General features: G+C 47.6%; 17 protein-coding genes and 1 pseudogene. 8 read left to right on the top strand and 10 right to left on the bottom strand.

What is annotated here, in order from left to right:
- Positions 1 to 85 precede the first annotated feature (85 nt).
- Positions 86 to 1,441: a glutathione-disulfide reductase gene (gene gorA / locus KHO06_RS00460; protein ID WP_005429991.1), complete on the top strand. Its 1,356-nt coding sequence runs from the start codon at positions 86 to 88 to the stop codon at positions 1,439 to 1,441.
- A gap of 122 nt (positions 1,442 to 1,563) precedes the next feature.
- Here the strand turns inward: gorA and KHO06_RS00455 are convergent, their stop codons facing one another.
- Together KHO06_RS00455 and KHO06_RS00450 are read right to left on the bottom strand one after the other, a co-directional pair.
- Positions 1,564 to 2,175, bottom strand: coding sequence for a bifunctional 4-hydroxy-2-oxoglutarate aldolase/2-dehydro-3-deoxy-phosphogluconate aldolase (locus KHO06_RS00455; protein ID WP_005430025.1), 612 nt, complete (start codon positions 2,173 to 2,175; stop codon positions 1,564 to 1,566).
- Positions 2,176 to 2,184: 9 nt separating this feature from the next.
- On the bottom strand, positions 2,185 to 3,561 hold the full coding sequence (locus tag KHO06_RS00450; RefSeq protein ID WP_005429968.1) for a GntP family permease: 1,377 nt from the start codon (positions 3,559 to 3,561) through the stop codon (positions 2,185 to 2,187).
- Between the two features lie 152 nt (positions 3,562 to 3,713).
- Here KHO06_RS00450 and KHO06_RS00445 point away from each other — a divergent pair, with 152 nt between their 5' ends.
- On the top strand, positions 3,714 to 4,235 hold the full coding sequence (locus tag KHO06_RS00445; protein ID WP_045413949.1) for a gluconokinase: 522 nt from the start codon (positions 3,714 to 3,716) through the stop codon (positions 4,233 to 4,235).
- On the top strand, positions 4,232 to 6,028 hold the full coding sequence (edd, locus tag KHO06_RS00440; protein WP_212581917.1) for a phosphogluconate dehydratase: 1,797 nt from the start codon (positions 4,232 to 4,234) through the stop codon (positions 6,026 to 6,028). Before KHO06_RS00445 ends, edd begins: the two co-directional genes overlap by 4 nt.
- A gap of 177 nt (positions 6,029 to 6,205) precedes the next feature.
- Here the strand turns inward: edd and KHO06_RS00435 are convergent, their stop codons facing one another.
- The 4 genes from KHO06_RS00435 to KHO06_RS00420 all read right to left on the bottom strand — a co-directional run bounded on the left by KHO06_RS00435 (position 6,206) and on the right by KHO06_RS00420 (position 9,101).
- On the bottom strand, positions 6,206 to 6,535 hold the full coding sequence (locus KHO06_RS00435) for an SMR family transporter (protein WP_005434604.1): 330 nt from the start codon (positions 6,533 to 6,535) through the stop codon (positions 6,206 to 6,208).
- 2 nt (positions 6,536 to 6,537) lie between these two features.
- Positions 6,538 to 6,915 (bottom strand): SMR family transporter, encoded by a 378-nt coding sequence (locus KHO06_RS00430; protein ID WP_005430013.1) that lies wholly within the window; start codon positions 6,913 to 6,915, stop codon positions 6,538 to 6,540.
- Between the two features lie 203 nt (positions 6,916 to 7,118).
- Positions 7,119 to 8,045 (bottom strand): LysR family transcriptional regulator, encoded by a 927-nt coding sequence (locus KHO06_RS00425; protein WP_050914413.1) that lies wholly within the window; start codon positions 8,043 to 8,045, stop codon positions 7,119 to 7,121.
- Positions 8,046 to 8,093: 48 nt separating this feature from the next.
- Entirely contained in the window at positions 8,094 to 9,101 is a 1,008-nt protein-coding gene (locus tag KHO06_RS00420) for a LacI family DNA-binding transcriptional regulator (protein WP_212581916.1), read from the bottom strand.
- Positions 9,102 to 9,332: 231 nt separating this feature from the next.
- Here KHO06_RS00420 and KHO06_RS00415 point away from each other — a divergent pair, with 231 nt between their 5' ends.
- From KHO06_RS00415 to KHO06_RS00395, 5 genes and pseudogenes are all read left to right on the top strand, one after another.
- Complete coding sequence (locus tag KHO06_RS00415; RefSeq protein ID WP_077262035.1) at positions 9,333 to 10,685, top strand: serine/threonine-protein kinase; 1,353 nt, start codon at positions 9,333 to 9,335, stop codon at positions 10,683 to 10,685.
- A 32-nt stretch (positions 10,686 to 10,717) separates the two neighbouring features.
- A complete protein-coding gene (locus KHO06_RS00410; RefSeq protein WP_047480087.1) occupies positions 10,718 to 12,193 on the top strand; it encodes a hypothetical protein in 1,476 nt (491 codons plus the stop codon).
- Between the two features lie 2 nt (positions 12,194 to 12,195).
- Complete coding sequence (locus KHO06_RS00405) at positions 12,196 to 12,768, top strand: sigma-70 family RNA polymerase sigma factor (RefSeq protein ID WP_005429961.1); 573 nt, start codon at positions 12,196 to 12,198, stop codon at positions 12,766 to 12,768.
- Between the two features lie 4 nt (positions 12,769 to 12,772).
- A complete protein-coding gene (locus KHO06_RS00400) occupies positions 12,773 to 14,317 on the top strand; it encodes a hypothetical protein (protein WP_212581915.1) in 1,545 nt (514 codons plus the stop codon).
- 244 nt (positions 14,318 to 14,561) lie between these two features.
- A pseudogene (locus KHO06_RS00395) lies at positions 14,562 to 16,885 on the top strand (acid phosphatase).
- A gap of 207 nt (positions 16,886 to 17,092) precedes the next feature.
- Here the strand turns inward: KHO06_RS00395 and KHO06_RS00390 are convergent.
- The 4 genes from KHO06_RS00390 to KHO06_RS00375 all read right to left on the bottom strand — a co-directional run bounded on the left by KHO06_RS00390 (position 17,093) and on the right by KHO06_RS00375 (position 21,882).
- Complete coding sequence (locus KHO06_RS00390) at positions 17,093 to 18,082, bottom strand: SPOR domain-containing protein (protein ID WP_038890164.1); 990 nt, start codon at positions 18,080 to 18,082, stop codon at positions 17,093 to 17,095.
- A gap of 163 nt (positions 18,083 to 18,245) precedes the next feature.
- A complete protein-coding gene (locus tag KHO06_RS00385) occupies positions 18,246 to 19,202 on the bottom strand; it encodes an ABC transporter permease (RefSeq protein WP_005533496.1) in 957 nt (318 codons plus the stop codon).
- Positions 19,203 to 19,204: 2 nt separating this feature from the next.
- On the bottom strand, positions 19,205 to 20,182 hold the full coding sequence (locus tag KHO06_RS00380) for an ABC transporter permease (RefSeq protein WP_038890162.1): 978 nt from the start codon (positions 20,180 to 20,182) through the stop codon (positions 19,205 to 19,207).
- Between the two features lie 146 nt (positions 20,183 to 20,328).
- Entirely contained in the window at positions 20,329 to 21,882 is a 1,554-nt protein-coding gene (locus KHO06_RS00375; RefSeq protein ID WP_005533493.1) for an ABC transporter substrate-binding protein, read from the bottom strand.
- Positions 21,883 to 21,946: the final 64 nt, after the last annotated feature.

Here is a 21,946-nt window from a genome sequence, read left to right as displayed (position 1 = left end):
CAATTCCGTTGGGCTGTTGAGTTCATCACCCACCACCCCAATGTAATTATTGTCAGACAAAATTAATAAGCTCTTGGAGAAAGTAATGGCGACTCATTTTGATTATATCTGTATCGGCGGCGGCAGCGGCGGTATCGCATCAGCAAACCGTGCGGCAATGTACGGTGCTAAAGTAGCGCTTATCGAAGCTCAAGACCTTGGCGGTACCTGTGTAAACGTTGGTTGTGTGCCTAAAAAAGTAATGTGGCACGGCGCACAAGTTGCGGAAGCAATGAACCTGTACGCAGAAGACTACGGCTTCGATGTAGATGTAAAAGGTTTCGACTGGAGCAAACTGGTTGAGAGTCGTCAGGCTTACATTGGTCGTATCCACCAATCTTACGACCGCGTTCTTGGCAACAACAAAGTAAACGTTATCAAAGGCTTTGCTAAGTTCGTTGACGAGAAAACAGTTGAAGTAAACGGTGAACACTACACAGCGGATCACATCCTGATCGCAGTGGGTGGTCGTCCAACGATTCCAAACATCCCAGGCGCAGAATACGGCATCGATTCAAACGGCTTCTTCGAGCTTGCTGAGCAACCAAAACGCGTTGCAGTGATCGGTGCAGGTTACATCGCGGTAGAAATCGCTGGTGTTCTGCATGCGCTTGGCACAGAAACGCACCTATTCGTTCGTAAAGAATCACCACTACGTAGCTTCGATCCAATGATCATCGAAACGCTAGTAGAAGTGATGGACGCAGAAGGTCCAACGCTGCACACCCACTCTGTGCCAAAAGAAGTGGTAAAAGAAGCAGACGGCAGCCTAACTCTGCACCTAGAAAACGGTGAGAGCCAAAACGTTGATACCCTAATCTGGGCAATCGGTCGTCACCCAGCAACTGACGCTATCAACCTAGCATCAACTGGCGTTGCAACGAACGATCGTGGCTACATCAAGGTAGACGAATACCAAGAAACTAACGTGAAAGGCATCTACTGTGTAGGTGACATCATGGAAGGCGGTATCGAGCTAACACCAGTGGCTGTTAAAGCAGGTCGTCAACTTTCTGAGCGTCTGTTCAACAACAAACCAAACGCGAAGATGGACTACGATTTGGTACCAACTGTGGTATTCAGCCACCCACCAATCGGCACTATCGGTCTAACGACTCAAGAAGCTGAAGAGAAGTACGGCAAAGACAACATCAAAGTCTACACGTCTGGCTTTACTGCGATGTACACAGCGGTTACTAAGCACCGTCAACCATGTAAGATGAAGCTAGTATGTGCTGGCGAAGAAGAAACGGTTGTTGGTCTACATGGTATCGGCTTCACCGTTGATGAAATGATTCAAGGCTTCGGCGTAGCAATGAAGATGGGCGCAACCAAAGCAGACTTCGACTCTGTTGTGGCTATCCACCCAACAGGCTCTGAAGAGTTCGTAACGATGCGTTAATCACGCATGAATCGCTTTGTTGATTTAAGCAGATAAACAAAAAGGGTCATCAATTACTTGATGACCCTTTTTCTATTCACGTTTTAAAACGTTCGGGGGTATTTCGGAGCCGTTTGCGCGTTTTACTTAACTGCGCGAACCAATTCAGCAATACCTTCCCAATCGCCGTTGTCCATCATAGCGGTTGGAACCATCCAAGTACCGCCACAAGCGACAACCGATTTCAGCGCTAGGTAATCTTCCACGTTAGATGGGCTTACACCACCTGTTGGCATGAATTCCACTGGGTAAACCGCCGTTAGTGCTTTAAGCATGTTTACGCCGCCTGATGGCTCAGCAGGGAAGAACTTCAGGGTACGTAGACCCATTTCCATCGCTTGCTCAACCAAGCTTGGGTTGTTCACGCCCGGTACGATTGTCACGTTGCGCTGCTGACAGTATTTCACTGTGGTTGGGTTGAAACCTGGGCTCACGATAAAGTCCACACCCGCTTCAATCGCGATGTCCACTTGCTCTGTTGTCAGCACTGTACCTGCACCAATCAGCAATTCTGGGTACGCTTCACGCATGATGCGGATCGACTCAGCCGCCGCTTCAGTGCGGAATGTCACTTCCGCACATGGTAAGCCGTTTTCTACCAACACTTTTGCCAGTGGCAGAGCGTGTGCTACATCGTTGATTGCGATAACTGGGACGATTTTGATTTCTCTTAATCGTTGTTCAAGTGTTGTCATGGGTAACCTCTAAAGAATAAAGCTTAATGTTGCTACGATAATAAATGCGATACCACCAAGTAAAGTTTCCATTACCGTCCAAGTTTTTAGCGTTGTTTTCTCATCCATTTCTAGTAGACGAGATACTAGCCAGAAACCAGAGTCGTTGAAGTGAGAAAGCACTGTTGCACCACCTGCAATCGCGATAACGATAAAGCATAGGTCTAGCTCGCTCAAACCAGTTGATGCTGCCACTACTGGCGCTATAAGTGCTGCAGTTGTCGTTAGTGCCACGGTTGCTGAGCCTTGAGCAACACGCAGACAGGTAGAGATAACAAACGCTGCTACGATCACTGGCATACCTGTGTCAGTTAATACGTCTGCTAGTGCATCACCGATACCACTTGCGCGCAATACGCCACCAAACATGCCGCCCGCACCGGTTACTAGGATAACGCCACAGATCGGAGCCAATGAGTCGCCACACAGCTTCTCAAGTTTTGCCATGCCGTAGTCTTTCGCGAATACCGCAAGAGACACTAGCAGAGTAATCAGAAGTGCTACCGGTGTTTTACCTAGCATACGTAGGAACTCAACCAGAGCTGTTTTGCCATCAATCACACCTGCAACCGCTAGCGTGTTCAGTACTGTGTCTAAACAGATTAGCAGTACCGGCAGCACTAGGATGGTCATTACTGTGCCAAATTTTGGCAGCTTAGATTCATCAACTTGTGTTTCACCGTTGAAGAACGCTTTTGATAGTGGGATATCGAATTTCTTGCCTGCGTACAGACCAAATAGATAAGCGCCTAGGTACCAAGTTGGGATAGCCACTAGGATACCAACAACAAGCAGTAGACCAATGTTTGCGCCTAGGAATTCTGCTGCTGCAACTGGACCTGGGTGCGGAGGAACAAAGCCGTGCATTACTGCAAACGCACCCGCTGCTGGTAGTGCGTATTTGATTGGCGAACCACCAAAGCGTGCTGCCACACTTAGGATGATAGGCATCATGACCACTAGACCAGCATCAAAGAAGATTGGGAAACCGAACAGTAGTGAAGCCACACCCAATGCAAAAGGTGCGCGCTCTTTACCGAAGCGTCCAATCAAAGTATCTGCCAGCACTTGCGCACCGCCAGTTACTTCCAAAATCTTACCGATCATTGCGCCAAGACCAACCAGCAATGCAACTGAAGCCAACGTGCCACCAAAGCCACTCATCATGGTTGGGACAACTTGGTCAGAAGAAACGCCAGTCGCCAGTGCTGTACCTAAACTCACCATAGTTAGGGAAGCAAAAGCGTGCACTTTTAGTTTAATAATCAATACAAGTAACGCTGCTATCGCGAGGACTGCAATCGTTAGTAGGAACGTAGGGTCTGGAGCTTGGGTTAGCTGTTCCATGGGTTCACCTTTAAGAATTATTGTTTGTGTTGTGGTTCACATTTATTTGAGTTACCGGTAACATGTTACCGATAACATGAATAAGATAAACCCATATTTTAAAGTGAATTCGAAAATTGAGATCACGCGCAAATTTGTTATGAGGATAAGTTATGGCTGGTAGTAGTGTCGTCGTTATGGGCGTTTGTGCGAGTGGCAAAACCACAATTGGTGAGCACTTGGCGAAAAAGCTGGGACGTAAATTCATTGATGGTGATGATCTTCACCCACGAGCAAACATTCAGAAGATGGCGTCAGGTCAGCCTCTGAACGACGACGACCGCAAACCTTGGCTAGAACGTATCCGCGACGCTGCTTATAGCTTAGAAAGCAAAAACGAGCACGGCATTATTGTCTGTTCGGCACTAAAAAAGATTTATCGTGACCAAATCCGCGAAGGCAACGAGAACGTGACCTTCCTTTTCCTAGACGGCAGCAAAGAACTGATCCTTGAGCGCATGCGTGCACGCCAAGGTCACTTCATGAAAGAGAACATGGTCAACAGCCAGTTTGAAACGCTAGAACGTCCAGAAGATGAGCCTCGCACCATTTTCGTCAGCATTGATGCAACCATTGAAGACGTTGTGTCGAATGCCGCTGAGCTAATCCTAGTGCAAGACGAGGCAATGGCATGACTCATCAAGTAATCTTAGACGTTACCCAGCGCTTAGTTGAGCGCAGCCAAGAGGCACGAGCGGCGTTTCTTGCTCGCACTGAAGTCCAAGCCGAAGCTGGCAAAGGTCGTGTCGGTCTGTCTTGTGGTAACTTGGCTCACGCCGTTGCGGCATCTTGTTCTTCAGAAAAGAAAAACATTCTGGATTTCACTCATTCGAATGTGGCGCTGATCAGTGCTTACAACGATATGCTGAGTGCCCATCAGCCTTACCAACACTACCCAGATCAAATCAAACAAGTGCTGTCTGGTTACGGTCACACTGCGCAAGTTGCTGGCTGTGTTCCGGCAATGTGTGATGGCGTGACTCAAGGTCAAGCGGGCATGGACATGTCACTGTTTTCTCGTGACTTAATTGCTCAATCGACAGCACTTTCACTGAGCCACAACGTATTCGATGCGACCTTACTTCTGGGTATCTGCGACAAAATCGCACCGGGACAACTGATGGGCGCGCTGTCTTACGCACACCTACCAACGGCGTTTGTGCCAGCAGGTTTGATGGCAACGGGCATCAGCAATGAAGAGAAAGTCGACGTTCGACAAAAATACGCGGCGGGCGAAGTAGGTAAAGACGCACTGCTTGATATGGAGTGTCGTGCTTACCACTCAGCAGGTACGTGTACCTTCTACGGAACCGCAAACACCAACCAACTTGTGTTTGAAGCAATGGGTTTGATGCTGCCAGGTTCAGCATTCATCCACCCACATACTGAGCTACGTAAGGCGCTGACCGATCATGCAGCTCTGAAAATCGCGGCAATGAATGCAGGTTCAGCCAACATCCGTCCATTGTCTGAAGTTGTCACCGAAAAGAGCCTGATCAACGGTATTATTGCGCTGTTGGCATCGGGCGGCAGCACCAACCACACTATCCACATGTTGGCAGTGGCGCGAGCAGCAGGTTTGATTCTGACATGGCAAGACATCAGTGACTTATCTGAAGTGGTGCCACTGTTGGCGCGCGTTTACCCGAATGGTCCAGCTGACATGAACGCATTCCAAGAAGCGGGCGGCGTACCTGCGCTATTGCATCGTTTGGACGAGTCGGGCTTGCTTCATCGTGACGTGAAACCGGTATTCGGCGAATTCGAAGACCAAATGACGCTACCTACGCTAGTTGACGGCAAACTGACTTGGACAGCATGCGGTGGCAGCCAAGACGGCGAAGTGATTGCTGCGCCAACGCAAGCTTTCCAAAACACCGGTGGTACTCGCGTACTTCACGGTAACTTGGGTAAAGCAGTGGTGAAAGTCTCTGCGGTGAAAGAAGATCAGCGCATCATCGAAGCGCCTGCGATCGTATTCCAATGCCAACACGAAGTGGAAGCGGCGTACAAACGCGGTGAATTAAACCAAGATTGCATCGTGGTTGTGACGCACAACGGTCCTGCAGCGAACGGCATGCCAGAGCTACACAAACTGATGCCAATCCTCGGCAACGTGCAGAAAGCAGGCTTTAAAGTCGCGCTAGTAACAGACGGTCGACTATCGGGTGCATCCGGTAAGATTCCATCAGCAATCCACGTTTCTCCAGAAGCAATTCGCGGCGGCGCGATTGGCTTGGTGCGTAATGGCGACATCATCCGCGTTGATTGCCAAACTGGCGAGCTGAATAACCTCAGCGACGTTACGGGTCGTGAATTGTTAGAGATGGATACTGAAGCCAAGCAACAGACTTGGGGTCGCGGCTTCTTTAGCGTGATTCGTCAGAGCGTTTCGAGCGCAGAAGAAGGCGCAAGCTTTATTGTTTAAGGCGGGAAGAAAGACCCCGTCATTCCGACGAGCCTAGGCGAGATCAGGAATCTAATATCAAAGTGCTGTGAAGCAAGAGGAAACACCTCTGCCACAGCACTTTTTGTTGGTAGATTCTGAATCACGCTCATCCCTCGATGCTCAGAATGACGATATCTAGGACTCAGGCAAAGAACATCAAGCCGTCTTCATCACCACAACCGCAGCAATCACCACAAAGATACCAAACCAGCCAATCGGCTTAAGCTTTTGTTTGAACAGCAAAGCGCCACCAATCGCGGTACCTAAGATACCTATTGCACCCCAAGAGGCGTATGCGATCGCAAGGTCGATCTCTTTTACTGCTTGAGCAAGCAAGGTAAACGCCGCCATCACCAATACAATCGCAGTGATGCCCCACCCTCTGTGCTTAAAGCCTTTAGAGCGAGTCAGCGCCATGTTCGCCATGATGTCGACCAATGCCGCCATAACAACAAATCCAAATGAAACAGTAAAAAATTGGCTCATGACTAACACCTCGCATTCGATGAGCTTGGCAACTCATCTTTTTGTTGAGGCTGACCGTGTGATTCGCCGAGCGTCACACACACAATACCGACCACCGCCAGCGCCAAACCAAGCAACTGCTGCGTGCTTAAGTTGGCATCAAACAAAACGATAGAAACTAGGGTAATCAAGGCGATACCCAAACCTTCCCATGTTGCGTACGCGACACCGATAGAGATTTTCTTTGCCGCTTTCGACAAGAAGTAATAGGAAATGGCGATCAGAACGTACATCACCAGATAGCCTTCCCACGCATTACTTTCACCAATAAACGACATCGTACTGGTACCGGCAACTTCGGCAACGATGGCGAGCAATAAAAATAGACGTGCAATGAGCATGATTCATCCTCCCCAGAAATTAAAAAACTGCATAACGGAGAATGGTGAATGTCCTTTAAGAATCAGACATTCAAAGAATTGATAAGATAAAAAGAGCCGCTTCTCCTGACTATTTGTAGTCAGATTAGCCCTTCTTCAGCGAAACAGACAGGTAATTGAGATATTCATTTTTGAATATCTTAAAGGACAGTTTGCTTATCCGATCACGTTAATGGCGTATTGAGGGTTTGCTGCACTACTTGGTGCAAATGGCGGTGCAATGGGTGGTTGCGGTAGGTCTGTAAATACCCCCCCGAAACAACAAATTGGCTGAACTCTCGGTTTACCATCGGCATTGGGTAAGACGCAAGTTCGTGCATCAAGTGTGCTGTACTTTGGCTGGCATACATGATGGCATCGGTCTCAAGCAGCATTTGGCAAGCGACGCGCAAGTTGTAGGATTTAAGCAACACAACGGGCTCGTAACCCATGCGGCGATATTCCGATTCCACCGTACAGAGCGGATTGTAGGATGCTGGCGCAGGCAAAGAGACCAGTGGCAATTCCGACACCGTGTCCCAGTCATTACTGACTTGCGACAACGTCGGGTGGTCTTTACGCGCCAAAATCACGCGCTTTTCAACAAATAACGGACGCATGTAGATGTCTTTCGACAACTCGGTTTCTTGGTCGAGAATGCAGTAATCGTGTTCGCCCTCTAGCATCTCGTCTTGGGAATAAATGTTCCAGCTTGAGAAGGCAAACGAGGCTTGAGGAAACGCCTGATGGCAACCACGCAATAAACGCTGACCTTGTTCGTCCATCAAATAAGGGTCAGTCACAATCGCAATCTGACCTTGGTATTCGAGCGGGTCAAACTCCGAAAACTCCTGCACTACTTTTTCTAGCGGAGACAGCATGTTATCAAACTCTGCCGCTAAGCGAATCGCCATTGGGGATGGCTCTACCCCATGGGCTTTACGCACAAACAGCGGATCATCAAACACGTCTTTAAGTTTCATCACCCCACGACTGGCACTGGGTTGCGAAATGCCAAGCTGCATCGCCGCCAACTTGATGCTGCGATTTTCTACCACGGCTTTAAGTAAGCGCATTAAATTAAGATCTAACGCATCAAGTTGATGTGGCATGCCCGTGTCCTTATCAGAAACGAATGATGAAAAATAAACGTGAGTTAGCTAGACGCTCTCGCCCGCCGTAATTTGATAGCCCATGTTCACTACTGTCTCGGCTTGCTCTTCACCCTTGAGGCGCGCAATCAGTAGCTCGGCACTTTTCTCACCAATCTCGAAACGCGGTGTATCCACACTGGTCAGTTTCGGGCTGATAGTTTGTCCGATGTCTAATGCGTTGTAACCCACCACCGCAAGTTGATCGGGTACTTTGATGCCGCGTTGCTGAGCGCTCAACAAGGTACCAATCGCGATGTCATCGTTGGTACAAAATACACCATCAAGTTCTGGGTAGGTTGCCAGTGCGCGCTCCAACAAATCATGTGCCAGCGAGAAGCTTGAGTGATCGCCCGTTAGCACGTGCTTTGGCTCCAACCCTGCTTCTATCATCGCACGATCATAGCCCTGCATACGCAATTTAGTACGCGTATCCAAACGAGCACCGAAGTAAACGATGGTACGCTTGCCCGATTGCAACATGCGCTTTACGACGCTGTAAGAAGCGTCTTCGTGATCCATACCAACCGCCATATCTATCGGCTGCTCTGGCAGTTCCATGGTTTCGACCACGGGCACACCTGCGTTCTTGATCATCTGCAAAGTGCGTTGAGTATGATGACTTTCCGTCAGGATTAAGCCGTCAACTTGATAAGAAAGCAGCGACGCGATTTTGCGTTCTTCTTCCAGCTCGTCATAACTAAAGTGCGCAAGTAACGTTTCGTAGCCATTGGCTTTGGTGACAGTTTCAATGCCCTGAACAAAAGACGCAAAAATTTGGTTGGACAGTGAAGGCAACAAAATACCAATCGCTTTACTGGAAGACTTCGACAACATCGCCGGTGCACGGTTTTCGATGTAGCCCATCTCTTCAATCACGGCGGCAATCTTCACCCGTGTTTTTTCTGCCACCGAGTCTGGATTGCGCATGTAACGCGAGACGGTCATTTTTGTTACGCCAACTTTGTCTGCGACATCCTGCAATGTCGTTCTTGCTTTCTTATTCTGCTGAGCCATAAATATCTAATTTATCAGTAATGTTACTAGTAACATTATGACTAATAGACTCCTCGCCGACAAGCTCAGTAAAAACCATCTGCTACATCATTAATAAAATCATAACCTTAACGCTCAAATAACCATCAAATTGCAATGCTAGCATTGTGATTTAGAGCTTAATAAATAAATGACATTAATATTGAGTTTCTTATAAAATACCGCACCTAAAACAATAAGATACGAAGCACAGTGCCGTTAAGCTCCAGCGAAACCCAGATTTACTATCACCTGCTTGATCTGGACGACTCTCAGAAGCAGCAATACCTCGACGAATTGCAGCAGAGTCAACCTGAGCTTTATCTCCAAGTCGCCCCTCTTTTAGCCAGCGAAAGTGAAGAAGAACAACTGACAGAGTTGCTCGGCTTCGGTGCTAGCTTGGCGACCACAAAAGAGGTCGATCTCACGGGGGAAGTGATCAGCAAGTACCGCCTTACCCACGAGTTAGGTCGTGGAGGCATGGGGGTGGTATATGCGGCATTGCGCGCTGACGAGACGTTTGAACAAGATCTGGCGATCAAGTTCATCCAAGCCAATCTTAGTAATGTTTTGGGCAAACGCGCGCTGTTTGATGAAGCCCAGCTTCTGGCTCGTTTGAACCACCCTTACATTGCCAAAGTGTTTGATGGCGGCTTGCACGGCGACTCGGTTTATATCGTGATGGAGCGCGTTTTTGGTCAAACTCTAGACTCCTATTTGTTGCTCACGCCAATGGAAGAGGACGACAAGTTGTTGCTGTTCAAGCAGATTTGTCAGGCAATGGAACACGCCCACCAGCATCAAGTTCTACATGCGGACCTCAAACCAGAAAACATCCTGATTGATCGCAATAAACGACCAAAACTGCTCGATTTCAACCTGACGCAAAAGGTGCAATCAAGCAGTGATGATGCGTCTCCAGTATTGATCGCCTTCAGTGAAAAATACGCCAGTCCAGAACAGCAAGCCGGAGCGTTTTTGACTGAGCAAAGTGATGTGTATTCACTGGGTAAGATTCTGGCGCTGATGTTTCCTGATCAGCCAATGTGGTCAGATATTTATTGGGTAGTGAGACGCGCGACACGGACCAAAGCGAAACAGCGCTACCTCAATGTTCGCGCGCTACGTCAAGATATTGAATGCATTTTGGAGCGACGCCCAATAGAGCAAAAGAAGCACTGGCCGCTGTACAGCACGCTTCGTTTAGTACAACGCCGACCGCTGCCATCGGTGTTGTCCGCAATCTTAGTGTTATCTGGCTTGCTATTTGGTAACACGCTGATTCAAAAAAACATACAACTGCAACAAGAGAAGAAGATTGCAGAAGACATCATGTACGAAGTCACGCGCCTTGTCTTTCATGCCAAGGGGCAAAACGTCGAGCAAATGTCCGTCAGTGCCATGATGGAGCTGACACGCAGGCGAATTCTGTCTAACCCAGATATTCCCAAACACATAAAACAAAAAATGTTGTTGGCGATGATGACGCCGGTGCCAGAGAAGCACCTCACTAAATCAATAAGTTGTCAGCCAAATTGTGCACCAAAGGACCGCACTCAACAGTAAGGCTAAACAAGAAAAAGGCTTAAAAAACTAAGATGCACACACGTTCCGTTGCGATCTGGCTGTCTGCTTTAGCGATAGCGCCAGCATGGGCGAGCTCAACTTCTGCGACTCCCTCGTTAGAAGCAACAACGCCTACCATAAAGCAAGGTTTCTTCATCGATTCACCGGTGACTGGTCTGTATTACAAAACCAGCTCCAACCTTTCTGGCCACACCGATAAAGGCGCGTTTCAGTATCGCCCTGGCGATGTCATCAGCTTCTTCCTCGGCAATGACGACAAAGGCTACTTGCTCACTACGATGTCGAGCCAAGAAGTGCTCACGCCAACCATGGCGACCACCAAGCCAAGTCGCAGTATCAACATGACCCGCTTATTGCTCTCTCTCGATAGCACACCAGAAAACCGCCAAGAGATTGTACTGGCTAATAAAGTACTCTCCGACCCCACTTTCCAAGCGCAACTCAAGCGCCTCGACCTCAACTTTTTAGATGACGCTAGACAACAACTCAATTTGGATTGGGTTTCGGTACAAGAAGCGGTCGAACACCTCAATGAAAGCCAACGCTATATCGAGAAGAACTTTGCCTCAGATGAAATCATTTTTGAGCCTCGTGATGTGCGCTTTAAGAACATCATCATCAAGAAGAAGGATTGGCAAGGTCGCGCCTGTGCGTTTGATATCCGTTATCAGCACCATCCCCGCTATCGCCCACCAATCGGTGAGGTTAACTTCACCATCACTGAAGAAAACCTGATCCAGCACCCAAGCGTGGGGGACTATTTCCAAGGCTGTTTCTTAGCGCTCAATCAAAGCGTCACCGAAGACATTATCGAACCAATTGAAAAGTTCTCAGAGTGGGAGAGCTTTGTCGGCTGCGCGGATACAGGTTGCACCCGCAATGACCTAAATGGCTTCTCGCTGGAAGATTATGATGATGAGGGCGACTGGAAATATCGCTCGGTCGCACTCAACTTCGATCCAAATACCCAACTGTTGATGGAAAAAGTGCAAGGTTTGGGGCCAAATGAACACGTTAAGCACCATAACCGCACTGAAATGCTGTGGTTTACCTATCCTGATTCAGTTGATAACCAAATTGCCTACCAAGGCGTGTGGCAGCAAACTCAATACCTACAAGACTCGATGAAACAATCGTGTCTTCTAATGCGCCATAACCAAGTGTTGCGTTTGCCTGTCGACGCCGTTAAATGCCCCACAGATACCAGCCTATACACCCAAGACGTCACTAACGAATACTTAGACATGTGGTGGGTCAACAACGATCAGGAAAACGCCGAATTAGCACAGATGAACGTGATGGTTCGCTGGTCACCCGCCCCTTCAGAAATCAACTACACCACGTGGGAATACCTGCCAGCAGGCAAAACGTGGGAGCAAGGCATTTTGTATCGTTACCAGCAAGACATCAGTCGTAATCGCGATGGCTCTGATCGTATCGAAACCCATTCTATCTCTGAGTTTGTAAAAGTAAGTGAGGACGTATAGCCATGGCTTCTAAATCTACCCTGACGCAAATCATCCAGCAGTGGCAAGCTGGCGATAAACAGGCGGAAAGTGAGTTGTACCAATTCGCTTACCTACAGCTGCGTAAAATCGCCCAACAGGAACGTGAACGCAACGCAGAGAAATACGGCACCGACAACAAGGTGCTTTCAGACAGCGTAAACAGCACCACGGCGCTCATTCATGATGCTTATTTGAAAATGTCTAACTGCGACATGAGTGAGATTGAAACCAAGCGCGACTTCTTCTTAATGGCAGCCAAAGTGATGCGCCAAATCTTGATCGACAACGCTCGCGCCCATCAAGCGCAGAAGCGCCAACACATCACCTTGATGAAGGAGGAAGAAGATCGCTTCGAGCAACTCATCATCATGGATAAAGCGCTCGACAGCTTCAGTGTGCGTTATCCGCGCCAGTCTAACGCTTTGAAGCTCAAGTACTTGATGGGTATGAAAAACCAAGAGATCTGTGAACTGCTGGAATGCAGCGCCAGTTTGATTGAAAAAGACTTAAAGTTTTCACGCAGTTGGCTGCACTCAAGAATGGCGCACGCGTAACATCATGACAAAAAAATACTGGATTGCAGGCGCACTTGGTATCTGCTTGATGGCAAGCTATTGGCTTTCAGATGAACAAACGACAGCTGTCGCTGCCAATATCAAACCTGCACAAAATAGTACTGATAAGAAAGACGCCGCTCATGGTGAGCGCACTTCTTTGATTGAAGTAAAACAAGCTTTAACCTCGTCAGCACTAGAGCGGAGCAACGATCTCGCCTTTGAAAAAGCTCTCGAATCAACCTTGTCAGAGCACCCTGAACAGGTTCCAGATGCTTTTGGATCATCGGTGGTCAATTACTCCGGAAGCCTGACTCAAACCTACGTTAGCAACAACCCAAACCATGATTCGACAGACAACGGCAAACCGATCATTAACCTTGCGGTAGAACAGCAGCTTCAAACCATCATCTTTGGTTGGGAGCTAGCACAGAACAACCCGATCAACTATTCGCTGGGATTAGAGCAGCTGTTTGAAGATCCAGAAGGCGACCTTCTCACCACCCGAATTTGGTTGGAAAACGCCAACGGGTTAAGTGTCCTTAATCAAGGACAAATCATGCTGCAAGGCGCACCAAAAGCGTTCGACCAAACCACTTACTTAGCGGTATCTGCTCGTGATGACCACCACGGCACAGAAGACCATGCTTGGGTAACGACACGCTTTGAGCTACCAGCAGTAATCGAAGAACAAAATGATACCGAGCACCCTCTCATTGATGGCATTGTGTATCGCCTGGAAACCACAAACTTACTTGGTGGGAAAAAATACGCCTATGAAGTGGTGTACTGTGAGGCATTTAAGTTTGTCGAGGAAGAAGTCTTCTATGCGGCTGCCAACAACAAAACCCATTGCCCTGAAGAGCATGAATTAAAGAAAGTCGGTCAGTATCAGATCAGCGATGAATCATTAATAGTGCAAACAAGCGACTCACAACAAATCTGGACCACCAAAAAGGTCTACACCTCACGCGTACACAAAGAAACCGAAAACTACTTCATCACTGTTTTCGACAATAATCGCTTCGAAAGCTACACCATGCAGAAGAACAAACGATCAATGGAAGAGCGTTTGAACGTCAACACAGGAGAGAAGCTGTATCAATCCGCCCGATTTGATCTGCTCATTCCGACTGCCGGTGGTTATCGCCATGCGCTTGCTGGTAACTATATTTTTGACCGACGCTTCGCTCAAGGTAATGAGTATCACGACGGTTTCGACTCAGATCTCAACATAGTCGCGTCTAATAGCGACTTATTTGCTCATGAATTCTGTCAGTTTTGGGACACCTCAATCATCGCTGGTGAAGGGATGTTTAGCGATGTGATTTCTTACTCCAACAATACCTATTGCGCGACTGCTCCTAAACCGTCGGCATACGCTTATGTCTATTTCAACAATGACTACCATGCCAATGACGTTTTTCTTCAGGGTGAAGCTTATAGCTACATCTTGCGCCCACTTCCTCAATACGCCAATAGCGTAGAGGAGTTGAAAATGAATATGATTTATTACGAACCTATTGGTTCAAAAACCAATCACAAATGAGTAAAAGGTCAAAATAAGTATCTGTATTAAATAGCAGCCACCTCAAACCGCCATTCACACCACTAATCAACGCCACAAAAAATATTCAAAGTTTTTTTACGGTTTTTTTGTGGCTTTTCGTGTCTTGAAGCCGCTTCCAAAACCGATCCAAAATGCGCTGCTTTTTCAATCTCACTAGTGAGATTGAAAGATAAAACGATAAAAAGCGACTTTCTCATTCGGAAACGAAACAAGGATTAAAACAATGAATAAGGTGAGTTTACTAGCAGCGTCAGTGGCTATCGCGCTAACAGGTTGTGGTGGTTCAGATGGTGGTTCAAACGGTGGCAACTCTGGTGTAGTGATCACTGGCTTCGATGGCTACTTCAAAAATGCTGTGGTATTTGAAGATCTGAACAACAATGGTCAATGGGACACTAATGATACATTCCTTGGCCTAACCGATGAGAAAGGTCAGCTTAAAATCAAAGCAAAACCAGAAAGCACTCTGGCACTGCAAACTATCACGCCAAACGGCGCAAAACAGAAACAGCTTATCGCTTTAGATCCGACTTACGCAGGTACCTACACTGTAGATATGGATCACCCAAGCCAAGCGATGGCTCACGAACTGGTTTTCCGCGCACCAAACTCTTCTAACGTTATCTCGCCAATCACTGACCTTGTTGCAATTGAAATGGCAAACGACAGTGCACTAACGGAAGAAGAAGCAGTAGCAAAAGTAAACCAAGCACTTGGTGGTACGGAAGAAGCACCTATCGACCTATACAGCGATTTCGTTTCGGGTGTAGATAAAAGTGCCGAACTACATAAAACCGCTCAGATTCTGACTGAATCTAAAGCGCAAAACCCTGCGAACTACGAGAAAAAAGCGACTGAATTCGCGCAAGCAGCTGATCAAGAAGTAGACCGTCTGGTGGAGTCTGGTGCAGATATCAATGATCCAAACCTACGCCCAGTGATCACTGATAGCACACCAGAAAGCGAAAACCTAGCGCCGGAAACCGTAGTCAACAACAAGCTTGTTGTTAACGAAGACGTTGAAGAAGCAGCCGAAGAGAAGCTAGATAACCTACCTGAAATCGTAAAAGGCGCGAGCTTCGATGGTGTTGAACTGAGCATTGAAGGTCTATTTAAAGACAAAGACCAAAACCTGGTGACGCCTAAACTGTCTCACAACCTAGGTGGAACTGGTATCGAAGTTCGCATTGAAGGCAACCAATTGGTTCTTTTGCCAGCTGCTGAAGTCACCAAAGCAGGTGAGTTCGAAATCATCCTAACAGCGGAAGATAAAGACTCTGCAGGCAAAGCGCTTTCTACTGTAAGCACTGTATTTGAGCTGGACATCGAAACAGCAAACCAAGCACCAATCGTCATTGAAGCAGAGCAAAAACGCCTTCAAAGTATCGTTGATGGCTGGCAGCTACAACAAGGTGAAGCTTTCGAGCAAACTCTTGATATCTCTGGTCTATTTAAAGACGAAGATGGCCAACTAGAAGAGTATTCAGCGGAATCTATCTCTATCGACGGCTTGTCTATCGATGAAAACGACAACGCAATCATCACTATCGAAGGTACACCAGAAAAAGCTTACGCTGCAGGCCAAACTTTTACCGTTAACGTAGAAGATAACGAAGATGGCAAAGCTCGCGTAACCTTTAAACTACCAGAAGTGAAAGAAGGCGCTACGCCGCCGCCAGTTGTACCAACGCTAGGCTTCACTATCGACCACTTTAACGGCAAAGCGGCAAAAATGGGCAGCTTCGCACGCAACGATGGTGAAATCGGTCATGCGATTCTTATGAAAGATACCGAAGGCCTACTATGGTGTTGGGGTTCAAATGATGATGAGCAAGGCGAAGAATACTCGGCAAACATCAGTGATAACCTAAGCAACTCTTGGGAATCAGAGTACGACCCATACGCGATTTTGGCAAAACTGGACAAGCTACCAAACTACGCGGCTTACCAAAACAAAGATTGTTGGGACGTAGAGATCAAAGACGGCAAATTGTACGACGATGAGGGTTCTGAGTACGAAATGCTTTACCAAAACAAAACCACACAAGGCGAATACCAAATCCTTGTGAAAATCGATGGTGATGAGTTGTTCTGGTTTGATTCAACCAATGCACCTTTCGCACAAGCACTACCAGTGAGCGAAAAGGTCGCAAACGGTAAGATTGAATTTGATATGACGGTAGAGAGCGAGACCGTTGCTCAAGACGAAACTGAACTATTCTATGCTGCAGGAAGTTTGAGTACGCTAACGGTGTTTACGAGTACGAGTCTATCAAACCAGAAGGCTTCTACACTCCAGGTAACTGGACTATCTCTCTAGATAGCGAAACAAATCGCGAAACTTTGATTCTAGAAGAAACAGGCTCAGAGTCTGATTACAAAACTCGTCACCGTAATGTAAACCGCGAGTTTGGCGATTTCTACATCGGTATCAACTCAAGCGTTGAACAAAACGGTTGGGTATCAGCCCCAGAGTTCGGTCTGTACTCACACTCTCAAGAAGCAATAGAAAAAGTGATGGAATCACTGCCTTTAATTGAAGATTAATGAGTAAATACGGTTTAATTCGAGCAAAACCTTGTTGCAATCATATTCACTTACAACGCCGACGCAGAACCTTTTGGGAAAAATGCAAAGGCATCAAAGAAGTGTATTGCTGCTCTAATTGCCACAGGGAAACCTATCTCAAATAACTCTTCTATTTGATGCTACTGAAAAGCCCCGCACTTGCGGGGCTCTTTTGTATCCGTTTAATTACTTAACGCAAACCACGTTAAGTAACGAAGTGCCCGTGAGCTGATTAGGTTCTCGGTCGGCAAACAAGCCCTTCTTATCTTTACCCCAGTAAGGCAACTGCAGCGGCCAGTTATTTTTCTCCATCACCCCAGATGCACGCAGCGTTTTGAATTCCGAGGTGCTCGCTAAGTCCATACTTAGTTGCTGACATACCTTTTGTGAGCTCGCATAGTTTAAGCGGTTCCAAGGCTTTCCATGTTCCATATAGAACTGGTTGTTGTTCTCGACCAAGTACGGCACCACAAACGTTTTACCTTGCAGAATCGTCTTCAATCGTACCTGCACTGTATCGTTACTGATAATAGGCTGAGCAGGCTTAGGTGCTTGGGTAGGTTTCGCCACTGGTTGAGAAGCTTGTTTCGGTACTGCCTTAGCTGGCGCCTCTTTAGTTTTGAAAGCATCCGTATTCGGGCGAGTCGCGGCTGCTGGAGCAACTGGTGTCACAGGCTTTGCCTTCGCGTCAGGCTTCGGCATCGGCTTAGTTTGCTTCACTGGCTCTGACGTACCTTTGCCAACCACACGAATAAACGCTTCTTTATAGGTCGATAAAGTTTTAACTCGCTGCAAGTCCTGCGAGGCTTTGGCAAATTCAGTATAAGGACCAATAAGACATCGGTAGCCTTTTTGCTCCGGCTTCATCCAAACATCCGTGGTGATTTTGCCGTAGATCGGCTTGGCTTTGGCTAAAGACATCGGCTTTGGCAACAAACCACACTGGATCCAGAAAAAGTCATTGCCTCCTTGCGGCACTTTCTTTCCCCACAGCCCTTTCCCGATCGGACAAGATTGCTCTAGAACTGGCAGCTCTTTGTTGCTGGCTTGAGAGGCCTGACAAAGAAAATCGTCCGCCAATACAGGACTCGCAAATTGGGCGCACGCCACCAGCAACCCAAGGCTCAAGCCGGATTGGACGATACGAGAGGAGTGGTGTGCCTTTTTCATTTCCATACGCTTCACTCTAAACAGTAGGTGATGAAATTATCGCGACAAAGCGTCAATAAAATATGCATAAAAACTGATAAGCAAAAAAAGAGCCGGAATTGCATCCGGCTCTCAGTTTAGGAAGAAATTTATTAAATTGGCAACCTATATAGCCTAATTTATTTGATGACTAACCTTTGTAGATTTTCGGGTTAAATACATCACGTAGCCAGTCACCCAGTAGGTTAATCACCAATACCAATGTCACTAGTACGATACCTGGGAAGGCAGTAATCCACCATGCACCAGAGAAGATGTAGTTAAAGCCGATGCTGATCAAGGCACCCAGTGACGGCTGGTCGACTGGTAGACCTAAGCCTAGGAATGACAGTGCTGCTTCCGACATGATCGCGTTCGCTACCTGCACTGTCGAGATAACCAAGATTGGCGATAGACAGTTCGGCAGAATATGACGGAACATGATGCGCGGCGCTTTAAAGCCCATCACACGGGCCGCCTCGACGTATTCTTTCTTCTTCTCTGCCAATACAGAGGCACGAATAGTACGCGCGTATTGCGGCCATTCTGCCACACCAATGATCACCACCAGCATGACTACTGCATATTGGCTGTAGAAATCACTGCCAAAGCTAGCTTTGAAGATTGCCGAGACGATGATCGCCACCATCATGGTCGAGAACGACAACTGTACGTCTGCAAAGCGCATCAAGAAGCTATCGATACGACCGCCGAAGTAACCTGCAGACAAGCCAATGATGATGCCCAGTACCAACTGAAGACCAACCGCAAGGAAGCCAATGGTCAAAGACAGGCGAGAGCCATAAAGAATGGTCGATAAAATATCGCGGCCTTGCTCATCAGTACCTAACACAAAGCGCTCATCGCCATCTTCCATCCAAGACGGTGGCAACTCAGAATCCATGATGTCGATGGACGTCAGATCGTACGGGTCTGTCGGTGCCAAAATTGGCGCAGCCAACGCCAACACTAAGAACATCATAAAGACGGTAAAACTTGCCATCGCAACTTTGTCGCGCTTGAAGTAATACAAGAAATCCGACTCTTTGAAACGCTGCCACGCTGACGGTGCGGCTGCAGGAGCTGGTGTTACATTTGATTGGCTCATGATTAAGCTCCTTTTCCGGTTAAGTTCACAGTTGGGTTGATGATGCCGTACAGCAAGTCAACGATGGTATTGGTTACCACGAAGATCAGACCAACAAAGATAACGTAGGCAGTGATCAGCGGTGTATCTACACGGTTGATTGCCTCTAGGAAAAGGAAGCCAGTGCCCGGCCATTGGAACACGGTTTCAGTAAGAATGGTGTAAGCCACCATAGTACCAATCTGCACACCGCCAACCGTCAGTACTGGTAGCATGGTGTTCTTAAGTGCATGTTGGTAATAAATCTTTTGTAAGTTCAGGCCTTTTGCTTTGGCGAACTTAATGTATTCCGAGCTCAGTACTTCCAGCATTTCTGAACGTACCAGACGGATGAACAACGGCAGCATGATAGACGCTAGCGCAATACACGGCAGGATAAGGTGCTTGATACCATCAATGGTAAAGAAGCCAGATTCCCAACCGAGCACATTAGCGGTCTCGCCCCGTCCGTAGGAAGGTAGCCAACCGAGTTCTATGGAGAAGACATACATCAGCATGATTGCGGTTAAGAACACCGGAATCGAGATACCGACACTACTCATCGCCATGACGAATTTCGTAAAAATACTCTTAGGATGGATCGCGGAATACACGCCAAGTGGTATAGAGAAAACAATAATGATGAGCGTCGCACCAAACACGAGCTCTAGCGTCGCCACCAGCTTATCGAGAATTACCTCAACCGCAGGTCGCTTGAAGAAGTAAGATGTACCTAAATCACCTTGTAGCGCATTGCCCACAAAGCGAGTGTACTTTGTGATAAAGGGATCGTTCAGGCCCAGTTCGTCACGCAGCGCTTGGCGCTCCGATTCTGAAACCGACTGACCTACAAGCTCACGCAGCGGGTCACCCAGGTTATCCTGAATGGCAAACGCCACCAAACTGATCACAAACATCACTATCAGTGCCTGAAACAGGCGCTTGACCAGAAACGAAAACATTCCTTGCCCCTTAACTATCCATAGATCTCTATTCAGAGAGAAAATTCAGTCTGTAAAACCAACTCAGTCCGACTGAAACAAAACTGAGTCGTGTGCTTTAAGTTGAGGAGGGACGTCCATCCCTCCTCAAAATCGACTAACCGTGATTATTCAACCACTAGGTCACCGAAGTAAGGCATTACCATTGGGTTAACGATGTCTGCCGCTTTCACGTTAGACTTCGCGCCCCACGCTTCACTTTGCCAGTGTAGCGGTACGAATGCTGCGTCGTTGTATAGTGTTGCTTCCACACCTTTCAGCATTGCTGCACGTTTCGCTGGATCCGTTTCTACGTTCGCTGCTTCAACCACTTTGTCCATTTCTGGGTTTGAGTAGTAACCACAGTTGTACTGACCACGGCCCGTTTCTTCGTTACGAGTCATAGTTAGGAACTCGTTGAAGTTCGCTGAATCTTCCGTATCTGAGTGCCAACCGATCATCAACATGTCTGCCGCACACTTGTCGAACTCTGGCCAGTATTGCGCTTTTGGCATCGTCTTCAGATCAACCTTGATGCCGATCTTAGACAACATTGCCGCCGCGGCTTGCGCGACTTTCGCATCGTTCACGTAACGGTTGTTTGGCGCGATCATCGTTAGCGTTAGGCCATCTTCGTAGCCCGCTTCTTTCATCAGCGCTTTCGCTTTCTTCAGATCGTAGCGAGGAACCAACTTGTCATCGTGACCCACGTAACCTGAAGGGCTTTGTTGACCAGCTGCCGTAGCGAAGCCTTTCATGATTTTCTTCACGATGCCTTCGTTATTGATTGCGTGAACAATCGCTTGGCGAACGCGAACATCTTTTAGTGCTTCGTTGCTGTTTTGGTTTAGTTGGAACGTGATGATACGCGTACCTGGTAGCGTTACTAGGTCGATGCCGTCTGCATCTTTCACACGTTTGTGATCGTTTGGCGCAACAGGGTGAATCATGTCAACGCCGCCAGAAAGTAGTGCAGCTACACGAGTCGCGTCTTCTTTGATTGGTACAAGCGTTAGCTTATCAACGTTACCTTTCGACTCTTTGTCCCAGTAGTCTTTAAAGCGTTCGAATTCCACTTTTACGCCCTGTTCACGTGAAGTCACAATGAATGGACCCGTGCCAGATACGTTAGTCGATGCAAATGAGTTACCGTGCTTCACTAGCTCAGACTTGTCTTTGCCGTCTTCTGTCTTACCAGAGTAGAACTTGCTGTCCATTGGGAAGATGTAAGTCGCCGTTTGCAGCACAAGTGGGTAAGGACCTTTAGTCACTAGATCCACTGTGTAGTCGTCAACCTTCACGATTTTTTCGTATGGGTCGAAGATAGCCTTAAAATCTGGAGAGCTTTGTAGACGTTCGAAAGTCCATACTACGTCGTCTGCCGTCATGTCGTTACCAGAGTGGAACTTAACACCTTGGCGTAGCTTGAAACGTACCGTTGTATCGTTCACACGTTCCCAGCTTTCTGCTAGACGAGGTTCAAAGTCCATGTCTTGTGTGAAACGAACTAGTGGATCAAATACCATGTGTGACATTTGCAGCGTACCGCCTGATAGCTGCTCATGCGGGTCTAGCGATACTGGGTCAGCTGCGTAGCCAACTTTGATATCTGCTGCCAATGCGTTAAAGCTTAGGCCCGCTGCCATTAGCGCCACTGCTAATTTGCTTTTCATGGTTTTCATTTGCATAACTCCTTCATGCGGGAATTCGAATCCCTTGTTGTGTTTGCGTCTTTGTTATGACTAA

Origin of the sequence: Vibrio sp. B1FIG11 (genome assembly GCF_905175335.1) — a bacterium.
Taxonomy (GTDB): Bacteria; Pseudomonadota; Gammaproteobacteria; order Enterobacterales; family Vibrionaceae; genus Vibrio; species Vibrio campbellii.
Note: the sequence above shows the minus strand (reverse complement) of the source record. Positions and strands in the feature narration are given on the sequence as shown.

Excerpts from the sequence above, each read along its gene's own strand:
- gorA (WP_005429991.1), top strand. The coding sequence starts at position 86 with ATGGCGACTCATTTTGATTATATCTGTATCGGCGGCGGCAGCGGCGGT.
- KHO06_RS00455 (WP_005430025.1), bottom strand. The coding sequence starts at position 2,175 with ATGACAACACTTGAACAACGATTAAGAGAAATCAAAATCGTCCCAGTT.
- KHO06_RS00450 (WP_005429968.1), bottom strand. The coding sequence starts at position 3,561 with ATGGAACAGCTAACCCAAGCTCCAGACCCTACGTTCCTACTAACGATT.
- KHO06_RS00445 (WP_045413949.1), top strand. The coding sequence starts at position 3,714 with ATGGCTGGTAGTAGTGTCGTCGTTATGGGCGTTTGTGCGAGTGGCAAA.
- edd (WP_212581917.1), top strand. The coding sequence starts at position 4,232 with ATGACTCATCAAGTAATCTTAGACGTTACCCAGCGCTTAGTTGAGCGC.
- KHO06_RS00435 (WP_005434604.1), bottom strand. The coding sequence starts at position 6,535 with ATGAGCCAATTTTTTACTGTTTCATTTGGATTTGTTGTTATGGCGGCA.
- KHO06_RS00430 (WP_005430013.1), bottom strand. The coding sequence starts at position 6,915 with ATGCTCATTGCACGTCTATTTTTATTGCTCGCCATCGTTGCCGAAGTT.
- KHO06_RS00425 (WP_050914413.1), bottom strand. The coding sequence starts at position 8,045 with ATGCCACATCAACTTGATGCGTTAGATCTTAATTTAATGCGCTTACTT.
- KHO06_RS00420 (WP_212581916.1), bottom strand. The coding sequence starts at position 9,101 with ATGGCTCAGCAGAATAAGAAAGCAAGAACGACATTGCAGGATGTCGCA.
- KHO06_RS00410 (WP_047480087.1), top strand. The coding sequence starts at position 10,718 with ATGCACACACGTTCCGTTGCGATCTGGCTGTCTGCTTTAGCGATAGCG.
- KHO06_RS00405 (WP_005429961.1), top strand. The coding sequence starts at position 12,196 with ATGGCTTCTAAATCTACCCTGACGCAAATCATCCAGCAGTGGCAAGCT.
- KHO06_RS00400 (WP_212581915.1), top strand. The coding sequence starts at position 12,773 with ATGACAAAAAAATACTGGATTGCAGGCGCACTTGGTATCTGCTTGATG.
- KHO06_RS00390 (WP_038890164.1), bottom strand. The coding sequence starts at position 18,082 with ATGGAAATGAAAAAGGCACACCACTCCTCTCGTATCGTCCAATCCGGC.
- KHO06_RS00385 (WP_005533496.1), bottom strand. The coding sequence starts at position 19,202 with ATGAGCCAATCAAATGTAACACCAGCTCCTGCAGCCGCACCGTCAGCG.
- KHO06_RS00380 (WP_038890162.1), bottom strand. The coding sequence starts at position 20,182 with ATGTTTTCGTTTCTGGTCAAGCGCCTGTTTCAGGCACTGATAGTGATG.
- KHO06_RS00375 (WP_005533493.1), bottom strand. The coding sequence starts at position 21,882 with ATGAAAACCATGAAAAGCAAATTAGCAGTGGCGCTAATGGCAGCGGGC.